The sequence below is a fragment of the Burkholderia guangdongensis genome, from assembly GCF_013403875.1.
Lineage (GTDB): Bacteria > Pseudomonadota > Gammaproteobacteria > Burkholderiales > Burkholderiaceae > Burkholderia > Burkholderia guangdongensis.
The window spans coordinates 49,853-64,060 of the sequence record NZ_JACBNX010000002.1; the positions used below are offsets into that span (position 1 = coordinate 49,853).

Annotated in this window: 15 protein-coding genes; 8 read left to right on the plus strand and 7 right to left on the minus strand. The window is 70.4% G+C overall.

All coding sequences use genetic code 11. The annotated features are described in order from the left end of the window. Nucleotides 1-24: 24 nt before the first annotated feature. The 4 genes from HZI36_RS02765 to HZI36_RS02780 form a co-directional block, all read right to left on the minus strand. Nucleotides 25-1,101, minus strand: a complete 1,077-nt coding sequence (locus HZI36_RS02765) for a homocysteine S-methyltransferase family protein (protein WP_179401106.1) — start codon at nt 1,099-1,101, stop codon at nt 25-27. A 214-nt stretch (nt 1,102-1,315) separates the two neighbouring features. Next, nucleotides 1,316-1,573 (minus strand): BTH_I0359 family protein, encoded by a 258-nt coding sequence (locus HZI36_RS02770; RefSeq protein WP_179401107.1) that lies wholly within the window; start codon nt 1,571-1,573, stop codon nt 1,316-1,318. Between the two features lie 185 nt (nt 1,574-1,758). Beyond that, nucleotides 1,759-3,156 (minus strand): DUF3108 domain-containing protein, encoded by a 1,398-nt coding sequence (locus HZI36_RS02775; protein ID WP_179401108.1) that lies wholly within the window; start codon nt 3,154-3,156, stop codon nt 1,759-1,761. 73 nt (nt 3,157-3,229) lie between these two features. Then, nucleotides 3,230-4,102 carry an IclR family transcriptional regulator gene (locus tag HZI36_RS02780; RefSeq protein WP_179401109.1) on the minus strand — a complete coding sequence of 291 codons (873 nt, stop codon included), beginning with the start codon at nt 4,100-4,102 and terminating at the stop codon, nt 3,230-3,232. A 144-nt stretch (nt 4,103-4,246) separates the two neighbouring features. Between HZI36_RS02780 and HZI36_RS02785 the strand changes: the two genes are divergently transcribed. The 6 genes from HZI36_RS02785 to rfaE2 all read left to right on the plus strand — a co-directional run bounded on the left by HZI36_RS02785 (nt 4,247) and on the right by rfaE2 (nt 10,140). Continuing rightward, on the plus strand, nt 4,247-5,239 hold the full coding sequence (locus tag HZI36_RS02785) for a fumarylacetoacetate hydrolase family protein (RefSeq protein WP_179401110.1): 993 nt from the start codon (nt 4,247-4,249) through the stop codon (nt 5,237-5,239). Between the two features lie 164 nt (nt 5,240-5,403). After that, nucleotides 5,404-6,231 carry an enoyl-CoA hydratase/isomerase family protein gene (locus HZI36_RS02790; RefSeq protein WP_179401111.1) on the plus strand — a complete coding sequence of 276 codons (828 nt, stop codon included), beginning with the start codon at nt 5,404-5,406 and terminating at the stop codon, nt 6,229-6,231. Nucleotides 6,232-6,311: 80 nt separating this feature from the next. Continuing rightward, complete coding sequence (locus HZI36_RS02795) at nt 6,312-7,076, plus strand: PhaM family polyhydroxyalkanoate granule multifunctional regulatory protein (RefSeq protein WP_179401112.1); 765 nt, start codon at nt 6,312-6,314, stop codon at nt 7,074-7,076. A gap of 34 nt (nt 7,077-7,110) precedes the next feature. Continuing rightward, the gene (locus tag HZI36_RS02800) at nt 7,111-8,322 is read left to right on the plus strand and encodes a patatin-like phospholipase family protein (RefSeq protein WP_179401113.1); all 1,212 of its coding nucleotides are present in this window, start codon (nt 7,111-7,113) and stop codon (nt 8,320-8,322) included. 434 nt (nt 8,323-8,756) lie between these two features. After that, nucleotides 8,757-9,629 carry a ferritin family protein gene (locus HZI36_RS02805; RefSeq protein WP_179401114.1) on the plus strand — a complete coding sequence of 291 codons (873 nt, stop codon included), beginning with the start codon at nt 8,757-8,759 and terminating at the stop codon, nt 9,627-9,629. Between the two features lie 25 nt (nt 9,630-9,654). Continuing rightward, entirely contained in the window at nt 9,655-10,140 is a 486-nt protein-coding gene (rfaE2, locus tag HZI36_RS02810; protein ID WP_179401115.1) for a D-glycero-beta-D-manno-heptose 1-phosphate adenylyltransferase, read from the plus strand. 31 nt (nt 10,141-10,171) lie between these two features. On the opposite strand, the gene HZI36_RS02815 is transcribed toward rfaE2, so the two are convergent. Genes HZI36_RS02815 through HZI36_RS02825 form a run of 3 tightly spaced genes read right to left on the minus strand, consistent with a single transcriptional unit; the run spans nt 10,172 to nt 12,117 of the window. Continuing rightward, complete coding sequence (locus tag HZI36_RS02815; RefSeq protein WP_179401066.1) at nt 10,172-10,351, minus strand: hypothetical protein; 180 nt, start codon at nt 10,349-10,351, stop codon at nt 10,172-10,174. Between the two features lie 33 nt (nt 10,352-10,384). Then, the gene (locus HZI36_RS02820; protein ID WP_179401116.1) at nt 10,385-11,197 is read right to left on the minus strand and encodes a type III pantothenate kinase; all 813 of its coding nucleotides are present in this window, start codon (nt 11,195-11,197) and stop codon (nt 10,385-10,387) included. Next, a complete protein-coding gene (locus HZI36_RS02825; protein ID WP_179401117.1) occupies nt 11,194-12,117 on the minus strand; it encodes a biotin--[acetyl-CoA-carboxylase] ligase in 924 nt (307 codons plus the stop codon). The genes HZI36_RS02820 and HZI36_RS02825 overlap by 4 nt, the downstream gene beginning before the upstream one ends. A 129-nt stretch (nt 12,118-12,246) precedes the next feature. Here HZI36_RS02825 and HZI36_RS02830 point away from each other — a divergent pair, with 129 nt between their 5' ends. Then, nucleotides 12,247-13,365, plus strand: coding sequence for an MlaE family ABC transporter permease (locus tag HZI36_RS02830; RefSeq protein ID WP_179401286.1), 1,119 nt, complete (start codon nt 12,247-12,249; stop codon nt 13,363-13,365). After that, a complete protein-coding gene (locus HZI36_RS02835) occupies nt 13,362-14,201 on the plus strand; it encodes an ABC transporter ATP-binding protein (protein WP_179401118.1) in 840 nt (279 codons plus the stop codon). Before HZI36_RS02830 ends, HZI36_RS02835 begins: the two co-directional genes overlap by 4 nt. Nucleotides 14,202-14,208 lie beyond the last annotated feature (7 nt).

A 14,208-nucleotide genomic window follows, 5' to 3' on the forward strand; every position in this document is an offset into this window, starting at 1 on the left:
ATATCCCAAAGTCGATCGAGGCCGTCAGACCTCTTCCCGATAGTTTGCCCACGTCCGGGGCTTCACGCCAGCCAGCCGTTTGGCGATCTCGGCGATGTGCTCGGGCGTCGTGCCGCAGCAGCCGCCCGCGACGTTCACGAGCCCGGCCTGCGCGAATTCCTTCAGCAGGCCGGACGTGACGTCGGGCGTTTCGTCGAAGCCGGTGTCGCTCATCGGGTTCGGCAGGCCGGCGTTCGGGTAGCACGACACGTAGGTGTCGCAGAGCTTCGCGAGCTCCGCGATGTACGGGCGCATCAGCGCGCCGCCGAGCGCGCAGTTCAGGCCGAACGTCAGCGGCTTCGCGTGGCGCAGCGAGTTCCAGAACGCCTCGACGGTCTGGCCGGACAGGATGCGGCCCGACGCGTCGGTGACGGTGCCGGAGATCATGATCGGCAGCCGCTCGCCGGTGTCTTCGAACAGCTGGTCGAGCGCGAAGAGGGCGGCCTTCGCGTTCAGCGTGTCGAAGATCGTCTCGACGAGGAACAGGTCGACGCCGCCGTCGAGCAGCGCGTTCGCCTGCGCGTAGTAAGCGTCGCGCAATTCGTCGAACGTGACGTTGCGCGCGCCCGGATCGTTCACCTCGGGCGAGATGCTCGCCGTTTTCGGCGTCGGGCCGATCGCGCCGGCGACGAAGCGCGGCTTGTCGGGCGTCGCGTATTTTTCCGCCGATTCGCGCGCGAGCTTCGCGGACGCGACGTTCATCTCGACGACGAGATCTTCCATCCCGTAGTCGGCCTGCGCGACGGTGGTCGCGCCGAACGTGTTGGTCTCGACGATGTCGGCGCCCGCCGCGAAATACTGGTCGTGGATCTCGCGAATGATGTGCGGCTGCGTGATCGACAGCAGCTCGTTGTTGCCCTTCACGTCGCGCGGGAAATCCTTGAAGCGCTCGCCGCGATACGCAGCCTCGCCGAGCTTGTGCTGCTGGATCATCGTGCCCATCGCGCCGTCGAGGATCAGGATGCGCCGTTGCAGCAGCGCGGGGAGTTGGGCGCCGCGCGTGTACGGAGCGGCGAGCGCGGCGGACGTGGCGGGACGGCGGGCGGTGGCGGGCGCGGACATGGCGGATGAGCGGCGAATCGGGAAAACCGTCATTGTAGCCGGTGCGCCCGCGTGCCGCCGCGCGTTGGCCGTTCGGCCAGGGGGTTCGCGCGGCGCCCGTTCATTCGTTCGACGATTGCGCGCGCCGCCAATCAAAACCCCCGCGCGGCGGACCGGGCGGGGGTCAATGGGAGTGCTCGGACGGCGGCGCGGTTCGCGCGCCGCCGGGGCGTCGTCAGTGCAGCACGACGGGCTGATTCATCAGACTGTCGAACTGGCCGAGGAATTCGTCGACTTCGTCGAGCGACGGTTCGTCCTCGATCAGCTGTTTCACGTGTTCGCGGAAGCGGGCGGCGAGTTCGCCGTCGATGAAGATTTCGCGCTGCGCGTTCTTGTCGACGATTTCGTAGCCGCCCGCATTCATCGCGTGGTGGCCGATCTGTGGGGCGAATTCGACGACGCAGTAGTTCGGGCTGTTGTAGATCATTTGCATGGCGGCACTCCTCTTAGCAGTGGCTTTGGCCTTGATCCCTAATTGGGGCGGGCCGTGCCGGTTTCAAGGGGCTGGCGCTGCGTACCCCGATCCCGCGACTACAAGGGGTATTACGGTTAGAACACTTGCATCTTTAAAACGTTTCTCATTGTCCGCCAGTGCACCGAAATAGTTGTTAAAGAATGTCATGGGGTGTTGCCCATGTTAGCGCGCGTTGCAGAGGGCGTGGCGGACGACGTTGCGGCCGGCGGCGCGGCCCGCGAATTACCTGTCGAATTATCGGCCGAATCGCCTGCCGAATTGCCCGACGAATCGCCCGATGAATCGCCCGCCGACGGCCCGACCGCCGGCGCCGGCGCGTTCGTGCCGGATGCGCCCGTCGCCGGTGCGGCCGGCCGGACGGACGTCGATCCGGCATTGTCCGTGTCCGCACCGCCATCGGGCGCGGCGAGGCGCCCGTGCCACAGCAGCTCGATCTGCGAACCGTTCGGCTCGGTCTGCACGAGCCGCACGGGCAGCCAGTCGAGCGACGGCGCGAGCCACATGTCGATGCGGCGCGTGTCGCCCGCGCGACGCGGTAGCCGCATGAAGTGCCGCGCGCTCACGAAGCCGGCGGCCGTCTGTACGGTCTCGTCGCCGATTACCGTGAGCGGCCACGTCTCGCCGCTGTTGTTGTCGACGACGAAGAACTCGCGCGTCACGCCGGGCCGGTACATGCCCGGATCGCCGCGCACGAGGCCCGCGAGCTGGATCAGCATGCTGAAGCGGTCCTGCGTGCCGTCCGGCAGCGGCACGCTGTTCGGCGTGCGCGTGAAGATCACCTGTTTCAGCTCGCGATTGAAGATCGAGATGTCCTCGGGCCGCCGGCCGCGCTGCTCGACGTAGCGGTCCGGCGCGATGCCGAAGCCGTCGATGCGGCCTTCGCTGCGATAGCGGAACGGGCCGACGAACGGCACCGGCATCGATACCGACAGATCGTAGGTGTGTCCGTCGGTGCGCCAGCGGATCGTGCCGATCGAATTCTGCACGCCGTTGTAGAAGCTGTCGTATTGCAGATCGCCGGACGGCGGCGCGACGAACCTGACACCGTGCGATGCCGGCCCCGGCGTGGAGACGCCGTTCGCTGACGCGCCGTTCGCGGCCGCCGCGTTGCCGGTGCCCGATGCGTTCGATGCGCCCGATGCACCCGATGCACCCGATGCACCCGATGCACCCGATGCAGGCGCGGCGGCCGTGTTTGGCACACCGTGCTCGTCCGTCTGCGTCGCGCTCAGCACGGGCTCGCGCGGCGCGGGCGCGGGCTTTGGCGCCGGTGCCGGTGCCGGTGCGGGGTGCGGCTTCGGTTCGGCGGGCTTCGCCGGTTGCGCGGCCGACTTCGCCGGTTGTCGCTCGATCCGCTCGGGTTTCAGCAGCGCGATCTGCACGGGCACGTCGGCGGGCGCGGGCGGCGCGAACGGTTCGCGATGGCGCGTGAACCAGAGCGCCGCGAGCCCGTGCAGCGCGATCACGATCGCGAACGCGATGCCCGCGCGCAGCCAGTGGCGCGGTGCAGCGGAACGGAGGCGGACGGCGGAAGACGACATCGGCAAGGCGGATGAAAGCGCGGGATCTACATGATGCACGCGATGCACATGATGCGTCGGCCGTATAACCGCGTCAGTCGTCGCGCGCGTCGGGGCGATGGCCGAGCTCGTACGACAGCTTCCCGGCGCACGCGCGCAGCGCGGTGTCGATCTCGCCGCCCCAGCGGATGTCGAACGTGCCTTCGTGGCCGAGCGCGATGATCGCGAGCGCGAGCTCGCCGAGCGCGTCGAACACCGGCATGCAGAACGCGTGGATCGTCGGCAGCAGCATTCCTTCGACGCGCGCGGCCTGGTGCGCGCGCACGTCGGCGAGCACCGCGTCGACCTCGTCGAGCGTGCGCGGGCCGCCGTGATGCGGCGAGCGGCGCGTGTCCGCGAGCTCGCGCTCGAGCATCGCGGCCGTCTTGCCGCGCGGCAGATACGCGGCGAACAGCAGGCCCGTCGCGGAGCCGAGCAGCGGCATCACGTCGCCGAGCTTCAGCGACGCCTTCGCTGGATGGCTCGACTCCATCCAGTGGACGATCGTCGGCCCCTGGTTGCCCCAGACGGCGATGCCGACCGTCTGGTCCAGCTGGTCGCGCAGCGCGGTCAGCGCGATCCGCGCGAGCTTCACGCCGTCGACGCGCGCGAGCCGCGCGAGGCCCATCTGCAGCGCGAAGCCGCCGAGCTCGTAGCGGCCGGACACCGGATCCTGCGCGACGACGCCGAGCCGCTGGAAACTCACCAGATAGCGATGCGCCTTCGCCGGGCTCATCCCGGCGCGCTGCGCGAGGTCGCGCAGCATCATCGCGCGCGGCTCGCTCGTCAGCACGTCGAGCAGGCGAAAGCCGACCTCGATCGACTGGATCCCGGAGCGGACCTTTTCCTCGGCGGCTTCGTCGCCGGCGTCGGCGGAGTCGGTATCGGATTCGACGAGATCGTCGTCTTGAGCGGAGCGGGTGGACATGAGGCAGCGGCGCGCGCGGGCGCGGTGGGCAAGATGAGCAAGCGTGTTCGGAGCGGACGCGGCGGATGCATCGGCGCCGCGCCGCACGGATTCACCATCGTAAAATAGATTCCTTCCATCGTCACTACAACGGCTGAATCCCCCATGAAACTAGCAACGCTGAAGGACGGCTCGCGCGACGGCCAGCTGATCGTCGTGTCCCGCGACCTGCACACGGCGGCGATTGCCGACGCGATCGCGCCGACGCTGCAGCGCGTCGTCGACGACTGGGCGTTCTACGCGCCGCAGCTGGGCGAGCTGTACGACGCGCTGAACCACGGCCGCGCGCGCCATGTGTTCGCGTTCGAGCCGGGCAACTGCATGGCGCCGCTGCCGCGCGCGTTCCAGTGGGCGGACGGCTCCGCGTACGTGAATCACGTCGAGCTCGTGCGCCGCGCGCGCGGCGCGCAGATGCCGCCCGAGTTCTGGACCGATCCGCTGATGTACCAGGGCGGCAGCGACGACTTTCTCGGGCCGCGCGACGACGTCGTCTGCGCGTCCGAGGCGTGGGGGATCGACTTCGAGGCCGAAGTCGCGGTGATCACCGCCGACGTGCCGATGGGCGCGTCGCCGGACGATGCGCTGAAGGCGGTGCGGCTCGTGACGCTCGCGAACGACGTGTCGCTGCGCGACCTGATCCCGGCCGAGCTCGCGAAGGGCTTCGGCTTCTTCCAGAGCAAACCGGCGACCGCGTTCGCGCCGGTCGCGGTCACGCCCGACGAGCTCGGCGAGCACTGGCGCGACGGCCGCGTGCACCGGCCGATGATCGTCCACTGGAACGGGAAGAAGGTCGGCCAGCCGGACGCGGGCGCGGACATGGTGTTCCACTTCGGCCAGCTGATCGCGCACGCGGCGAAGACGCGCAACCTGCGCGCCGGCGCGATCGTCGGCTCGGGCACGGTGTCGAACCAGGATCCGAAGCGCGGGTACTGCTGCATCGCCGAGAAGCGCTGCCTCGAGACGATCGAGCACGGCGCGCCGCAGACCGAGTTCATGCGCTACGGCGACACGGTGCGCATCGAGATGCTCGACGACGCCGGCAAGTCGATCTTCGGCGCGATCGAGCAGGCGGTCGCGCCGGTGGACGGGGCGGCATGAAGGTGGCGTGAAGGGGGCATGAAGGTGACATGAAGGTGGCATGACGTGCGCCATGACCCGGCGGCGGGCGGCGGCATCGCATGGCGGGTTACGCCCGATGACCGCCCCGCCGGCCTTCGCTACACTGGCTTCATTCAAATCGCCCACCGGGCAAGGAGCGGCGCATGTCGGACCTCTCAGCGTACAGCGGCTACGAAGCGCTGCGCCTGCGGCGCCAGCCGCATGGCATCCTCGAAATCGTGATGAGCGGTGAAGGCGCGAACAAGAGCGGCCTCGCGACCGCCGACGAGCGCATGCACCGCGAGCTCGCCGATATCTGGCGCGACGTCGACCGCGATCCCGACACGCGCGTCGCGGTGATTCGCGGCGAGGGCAAGGGCTTCTCCGCCGGCGGCGATCTCGCGCTCGTCGAGAGCATGGCGAACGACTTCGACGTGCGCGCGCGCGTGTGGCGCGAGGCGCGCGATCTCGTCTACAACGTGATCAACTGCGGCAAGCCGATCGTGTCCGCGATGCACGGGCCGGCCGTCGGCGCGGGGCTCGTCGCCGGGCTGCTCGCGGACGTGTCGATCGCCGCGAAGAGCGCGCGCATCATCGACGGCCACACGCGGCTCGGCGTCGCGGCCGGCGATCACGCGGCGATCGTGTGGCCGCTGCTGTGCGGGATGGCGAAGGCGAAGTACTACCTGATGCTGTGCGAGCCGGTCAGCGGCGAGGAAGCCGAGCGGATCGGCCTCGTGTCGCTCGCGGTCGACGATCACGACCTGCTGCCGAAGGCGTACGAGGTCGCCGAGAAGCTCGCGCGCGGCTCGCAGACCGCGATCCGCTGGACCAAGTACGCGTTGAACAACTGGCTGCGGATGGCCGGCCCGACGTTCGATACGTCGCTCGCGCTCGAATTCATGGGCTTCGCAGGCCCGGACGTGCGCGAGGGCATCCAGTCGCTGCGCGAGCGCCGGCCGCCCGATTTTCCGGGCGGCGCGCCGTTCTGACGCGCGTTATGATCGAGTCAGGCGGCTGGCCGGGAAACCGCGCGCACCGCTCCCCATTCCCCGTCACGAAGGAACGCCGAATGTCCGACCCCTCTGGTGCCAACCCGTTCTCCGGCTTCGCCGGCTTCAAGCCTGCCGAGATGTTCGACAGGATGTTCGAGATGATCCGCATGACGCCGTTCGGCGGGATGACCTTCCCCGGCATGCCGCAAGGGTTGCCGCCGTCGCTGTCGGCGATGTCCGACATGATGGCGCCGCTCACGAGCGTCGAGGAACTCGACAAGCGGATCACCGACATGCGCGCGGTCGAGCAATGGCTGAAGCTCAATCTCAGCATGCTGCAGTCCGCGATCCAGGCGCTCGAGGTGCAGCGCGCGACGCTCGCGACGCTGCGCGCGTTCGGCTCGTTCGCGCAGAGCTCGATGTCGGCCGCCGAGGACGTGGCCGTCGCGGCCGCGCAGGCGGCCGCGGCGCCGCTCGGCGCGAAGGCCGCGAAGGCCGAGAAAGCCGCCGAGCCGCCGCCGAAGGCCGAGGCCGCCGCGTCGGCCGATGGTGACGGCGCGGCCGCGTTCGATCCGGCCGGCTGGTGGAATTTGCTGCAGACCCAGTTCAGCCAGCTCGCGAACTTCGCGATGGCGCAGCCCGGCGCGGAGCCGGCGGCCGCGCCGGCCGAGGCGGCGCCCGAGCAGCCGGCCCCGGCCACTCGGGCAGCTCCGGCGGCGGCCTCGGCGGCCCCGGCGTCAAAACCCGCCGCCGCGAAGCGCGCGAAGCCGTCGGGCTCCGCCGCGGCGCGCGCGGCGGCGGCGTCGACGCCCGCGAGCCGTCCGCCGAAGCGCGGCACCTGAGCTCGCGGCGGCGTTCGACGCAGCAGGCCGGCCGATGCGGATCGCGCTCGTACTGATGGGAGGCGGCGCGCGGGCCGCGTATCAGGTCGGCGTGCTGAAGGCGCTCGCCGAGATCGCCGCCGATGCCGATCCGCAACGGCAGACGCTGCCGTTCGCGGTCGTCTGCGGGTCGTCGGCCGGCGCGATCAACGCGACGTCGGTCGCGAGCCACGCGGACGACTTCGCGCACGGCGTGCGGCGCCTGCTCGGCTTCTGGGAGCATCTGCGCGCGGACTACGTCTACCGCACCGACTGGCTCGGGATCGCGGCCGCCGGCGCGCGCTGGCTCGCGGCGATGAGCTTCGGCTGGGCCGCGCGCCGCTCGCCGCGCGGGCTGCTCGACAACGCGCCGCTCGCGCATCTGCTGCAGCGCGAGCTGAGCTTCCACCGGATCGAGCAGATGCTCGAGGCGCGGACGCTGCACGCGCTGTCGGTGACCGCGCTCAGCTATTCGAGCGGCCGGCATCTGACGTTCTACCAGGCGGCCGAGCCGATCCAGGCGTGGCGGCGCGCGCAGCGCACCGCGCGGCTCGTCGATCTGTCGGCGTCGCATCTGCTCGCGTCGTCGGCGATTCCGTTCGTGTTCCCGGCCGTGCCGCTCGTGCTCGACGGTCAGATCGAATATTTCGGCGACGGCTCGATCCGGCAGATCGCGCCGCTGTCGCCGGCGATCCATTTCGGCGCGGACCGGATCGTCGTCGTCGGCGCGGCGGACCCGCGGCCCGAGATTCCGGCCGCGAACGGCGCGGGCCTCGTGCGCGGCTATCCGACGCTCGCGCAGATCGGCCAGCAGGTGCTCGCGAGCGTGTTCCTCGATTCGATCGGCTCGGACATCGAGCGGATCGAGCACATCAACCGCGTGGTCGCGCACATGCCGCATCAGGTCGAGGCGGGCAGCGGCTGGCGGCACGTCGACGTGCTCGCGATCGCGCCGTCCGAGCGGATCGAGCTGATCGCCGCGAAGCACCTGAAGCAGTTGCCGCTCTCCGTGCGCGGGCTGCTCGGCGGCGTCGGCGGCAGCCAGCCGGCGGGCGCGTCGTTTGCGAGCTATCTGCTGTTCGAGGAGGCGTTCGCGCGCGAGCTGATCGCGCTCGGCTATCGCGACGGGCTCGCGCGGCGCGACGTGCTCGCCGACTGGATCGCGCTCGCGGACCGCACGCACGCGCCGCCGTCGGCCGGGCAGCCGGCCGGGGAAATGCGGGTCTGATGCGGGTCTGATACGGATTCGACGGGCGGACGATGCTTCGCGCCGCGCCGGCGCGCGCCGCGACGTCGCGCCGCACGGCCGGCCGGAGTCTCGGAACGGCCATCGGCGCGTGCTATCATGGCCGCCGCCGAATACACCCTATATCGAGCGGCCTGTCGCGCCACGCGCCCTGACCCGGGCGCCGCGCGGCCGGGTTCGCCAGCGAAGCCGGACGGCGCCGGCTCCACACGGGATGCGCGGCCGTTCGGATCGAGCGGCGCGCGGCCTGCCCCACGGCGGCGGCGCAGCCGCACGGCGTCCGGCGCGAAATGCGTCCGGGGGCCGAATTATTGCGTAAAATTACCGCTTTGGTTGGTAAAAACGCGTGCGAGGGCCGCGTTTTCAGCAACGGTCACATTAAGAGAAGTCGCATTGCGCAGAACAGGGGTGGGACCATGAACACCATGCTTTATCCGGAACTTTACAAGTCGCTCGAAGCCGTCCGTTGGGACATGGAGAAGGACATTCCATGGGACAAGTTCGACGCTTCGCTGCTCACCGACGAGCAGGCGAAGACGATCAAGATGAACGCGATCACCGAATGGTCGGCGCTGCCCGCGACCGAGATGTTCCTGCGCGACAACCGGCACGACAGCGATTTCTCGGCATTCATGAGCGTGTGGTTCTTCGAGGAGCAGAAGCATTCGCTCGTGCTGATGGAATACCTGCGCCGTTTCCGCCCGGAACTGATGCCGACCGAGGAGGAGCTGCACGCGGTGCGCTTCGAGTTCGATCCGGCGCCGGCGCTCGAGACGCTGATGCTGCACTTCTGCGGCGAGATCCGCCTGAACCACTGGTATCGCTGCGCGGCCGAATGGCACACGGAGCCGGTGATCAAGCACATCTACGAGACGATCTCGCGTGACGAGGCGCGCCACGGCGGCGCGTACCTGCGTTACATGAAGAAGGCGCTGAACACCTTCGGCGACGGCGCGCGCGCGGCGTTCGCGAAGATCGGCGTGCTGATGGCGTCCGCGCGCCGCACCGAGAAACCGCTGCACCCGACCAACCTGCACGTGAACCAGGCGCTGTTCCCGCGCGACACCGTGCAGTCGCGCCTGCCCGATCCGGAGTGGCTCGAGCGCTGGCTCGACGAGCAGATCCACTTCGACGGCGAGTGGGAGAAGAAGGTCGTCGAGCGCATTCTGCACAACATGTCGATCCTGTTCGAGCGCACGTTCGCGACGGCCACCGAGCTCAACCGCTACCGCAAGGAAGTGACGAGCCGCCTGCAGGCCGACGCCGACGGGGCGGCGCAGCCGGCCTGAGCGGCCGCGTGTCCCGAGTCGCATCATGCCCGCTTCCTTCGAACGCAAGCTGATCACCCGCGACGCGCTCGCCGCCCGGCGCGCGTCGCTGCCGTCGCCCGTCGTGTTCACGAACGGCGTCTTCGACATCCTGCATCGCGGCCACGTGACCTATCTCGCCGACGCGAAGGCGCTCGGCGCGTGCCTGATCGTCGGCGTGAACAGCGACGCGTCGGTGCGCATGCTCGGCAAGGGCGACGACCGGCCGATCAATCGCGAAGACGACCGGATGGCGCTGCTCGCGGCGCTCGAGAGCGTCGACTGGGTCGTAAAGTTCGACGAACAGACGCCGGTCGCGCTGATCGAGGCCGTGCATCCGGACATCCTGGTGAAGGGCGGTGACTACGATATGGACGTGCTGCCCGAATCCGCGCTCGTGCGCGGCTGGGGCGGCCGCGCGCTCGCGATTCCGTTCGAGCACGACCGCTCGACGACGGCGCTGTTGAAGAAGGTTCGCGCGCAGCAACCGTAGCAGCAGCCATCAGCGGCGCGCGGCGTTCCGGTCAGTTCGCGGCGGCCGGTGGCGCGAGCGGCGCCACGCGCAGCGCATCCGGGGCAACCTGGCGCGCACTTGCGTCCGGATCGAGTGGGCCGGCCGCCGGCAGCGGCCCGAACGTGCCGCGCACCGCCATGAACGCGATCATGTTCGCGAGAAAGAGAACAGCGATCAACCAGCGCAGCATCGTCGACACTCCTCGTTCATCAATTCTCGTTCGTCAATCGCCGCCGCACCGCGCGGCGGACGCGGCCTCGGCCGCGATCAGCGCCAGGCCGGACAGGATCAGCGAATCGTGCCGCGTATGCGGGAGCGTCAACGCGCGCGCGATCTCGTCCGCGGCGCCCCCCGCGAGCACGAGCCGCACCGGCGCGCGCCACGCGTCGGTGAGGTCGCGCCACGCGCGCTCGATCAATCCCGCCTGCGCGTACAGGCAGCCCGCCGACAGCGAGCGCGGCGTGTCGACCTGGAACGGCGCCGCGTGCGCGTCGGCGAGCAGCCCGCTCGCGATGTCGGTCGTCAGCGTCGGCAGTTGCGCGGTGTGCGTGCCGAGCGAGCGCATCATCAGCGCCCAGCCCGGCGCGATCAGCCCGCCGGTGAAGACGCCGTCCGCGCGCAGCGCTTCGAGCGTCGTCGCGGTGCCGAACGTCGCGATCAGCAGCGCCTCGCCCGCGAACGCCGCGCGCGCGCCGATCAGCCCCGCCCAGCGGTCGCTGCCGAGCTGCCCCGGCGTCGTGTAGCCGTTCGTCACCCCGCATTGCGACGCGCGGGCGCGGATCGTCGTGCGCGGCAGGCCCGGCCAGCGCGCGTCGATCAGCGCGTCGAGCCGGGCGGCGACGTCGTCGCCGGCGACGTTCGAGATCCATGCGCCGCGCGGCCGATGCAGGCCGGCCCAGTCCGGGTCGGCGCCGCCGTCGCGCGCGTGGCCGAACGCGCCCGTCGCGACGAACGTGTGCCGCGCATCGGCGAGCGCCCACTTGATCCGGCTGTTGCCGGCGTCGATCAGCAGCAGCGGCGCGGCGTCATTCGTCATCCGAGCGCCTCGCGCAGCGACACGTCGCCGGCCGCGATCGTGCGGATGCCGTCCGGCGTGTCGAGCAGCAGCTGGCCCGCGTCGTCGATGCCGGTCGCGATCCCGCGCGCGCATTCGACGCCGCGCTCGAGCAGCACGACCTCGCGGCCCGCATACGCGTGCAGCGCATGCCAGCGCGGCAGGAACGGCGCGAGCCCGTCGGCCGAGAACTGCGCGAGCGCGGGTGTCAGCGCGTTCAGCGACGCGGCGAGCGTATCGGTCAGGTTCGCCTGCGCCCACGCGGACGACAGCGCCGCCGGCGGCAGCCCGCTCGCGAGCGTGGTGTCGCGCGCGCGCAGCGCGTCGACCTGCGCGGCGACCGTTTCCGCGCCGCGCACGTTGATCCCGAAGCCGATCACGACCGCGGTCGCGTCGGGCGTCGTCCACACGGTTTCGATCAGGATGCCGGCGAGCTTGCCGACCAGCGCCCGCGTGCCGGCGTCGCCGGCCGTCAGCAGCACGTCGTTCGGCCATTTGAGCGCGACGCCGGCGCTCGCGTCGAGCGGCAGCGCCGCGAGGCCTTCCGCGAGCGCGACGCCGATCGCGATGCTGAGCCCGCCGAGCGAATCGATCGGACGCGGCACGATGCAGCCGACCGAGCACAGCAGCGCGTTGCCCGGCTGCGCGAACCACGGGCGGCCCTGCCGGCCGCGGCCGGCCGTCTGCTCGAACGCGACGCGCACGAGCGGGGCGGGCAGCGCGTGCGCGGTGCGCGGCAGTGCCTTCAGGCGCGCGGCGAGGTCGGCGTTGGTCGAGCCGGTCGCGGCGACGATGTCGAGCGGCCACGCGCGCGGCGCGGCGTCCAGGTGCGCGTCGAGCCGGCCGCGCGCGATGTGCGCGGCGCCGGCGTCGGGCGTGTCGGGGGAGGAGGGCGTGTTCATGACGGTATTGTAGCGACAGGGGCCCGCGTCCGCGCTCAGGCGCCGCCCGCATGATTTGCGCATCGCATCCCGAATCGGTTCGCTACTACAATGACCGCTGTCACCTTCCCGACTTCAGCACCCGCCGCCTTGGATTTCGAGACTCCTCCGGGCCTGTCGGTCGATGCCGGCAGCCAAGGCCAGACCGCCCGCCTGTCCGGCCAGTGGACCGCGCTCGCGCTGGCGCGCAACCGCGGCGTCGTCGCGCGCCTCGCGAAGCAGCGGCAGCGCGTGCGCGCGTGGGATCTGTCCGGCATCGAGCGGCTCGACCACGTCGGCGGGCAGGCGCTGTGGCGCGTGTGGGGCCGCCGGCTGCCGGCCGGCATCGCGCTCACCGACACGCAGCGCACGATCTTCGAGCGCATCGAGCGGCTCGACAGCGAGCGCGAGGCTCCGGAACCCGTCGTTCGCGGCGATGCGCTCACGCGGCTGGGCCTCGCGCTGTTCGCGTTCGCCGATCATCTGCAGGGCGGCGTCGCGATGTTCGGCCGCTCGATCCTCGACGGCCTGTCCGTGCTGCGCCGCCCGCGGACGATGCCGTGGAAGGAGACGTCCGCGAACATCTACAGCGCCGGCGCGCAGGCGCTGCCGATCACCGCGCTCGTCGCGTTCCTGATCGGCATCGTGCTCAGCTATCTGTCCGCGCAGCAGCTCGCGCAGTTCGGCGCGAACCGCTACATCGTGAACATTCTCGGGCTGTCGGTGATCCGCGAGCTCGGGCCGGTGCTGTCGGCGATCCTCGTCGCGGGCCGCTCGGGCTCGGCGATCACCGCGCAGATCGGCGTGATGCGCGTGACCGAGGAGCTCGACGCGATGCGCGTGATGGGCATCCCGCACGGGCTGCGGCTGATCCTGCCGCGCATGCTCGCGCTCAGCATCGCGATGCCGCTGCTCGTGATGTGGACCAACATCATCGCGCTCACGGGCGGCGCGTTCGCCGCGAAGCTGTCGCTCGGCATCGACATCAGCTACTTCATGCGCTCGCTGCCCGGCGTGGTGCCGTTCGCGAATCTGTGGATCGGGCTCGGCAAGGGCGTCGTGTTCGGCATGCTGATCGCGCTCGTCGCCTGTCATTTCGGTTTCCGGATCAAGCCGAACTCGCAGAGCCTCGGCAGCGGGACGACGACGTCGGTCGTCACGTCGATCACGGTCGTGATCCTCGCCGACGCGGTGTTCGCGATCCTTTTCCAGAACGTGGGGCTCGGATGACGACGGCCACCGAACCCGTGATCGAGGTGCGCGACCTGACGAAGCGCTACGGGCGCAACGTCGTGCACGAGCATCTGGACTTCGACGTGCGGCGCGGCGAGATCGTGTCGATCGTCGGCGGCTCGGGCTCCGGCAAGACGACGCTCGTGCGGCAGATCCTCGGCCTCGAGCGGCAGACGTCGGGCACGATACGCGTGTTCGGGATGGACACGTCGAAGATCGACGCGGCGACCGCGCGGATGATGCGCACGCGCTCCGGGATGCTGTTCCAGCAGGGCGCGCTGTTCTCGTCGATGACGGTGTTCGACAACGTCGCGCAACCGCTGCGCGAGCTCGGCCGCGTGCCGGAGGACCTGCTGCACGACATCGTGATGCTGAAGCTCGAGATGGTCGGGCTGCCGTGCAAGCACGCGTCGAAGATGCCGGCCGCGCTGTCGGGCGGGATGGTCAAGCGCGTCGGCATCGCGCGCGCGATCGCGCTCGAGCCCGAGCTGCTGTTCCTCGACGAGCCGACCGCCGGGCTCGATCCGCGGGCGTCCGACGAGTTCGTCGCGCTGATCGCGACGCTGCACCGCACGCTCGGGCTCACGGTCGTGATGGTCACGCACGATCTGGACACGATGACCGCGCTGTCGACGCGCGTCGCGGTGATCGCGGATCGCAAGGTGCTCGTCGCGGCGCCGGTCGAGGAGGCGGCGAACGTCGATCATCCGTTCATCCGTGAATATTTTCTGGGGCTGCGCGGGCGCCGCGCACTGCAGGCGCTGCCGCCCGAGCGGCGCGCGAAGCTGCCGGCGGCGGCGCTCGAACCGGCGCCTGCGAGCGTCTTACTCTAGAGAGGGA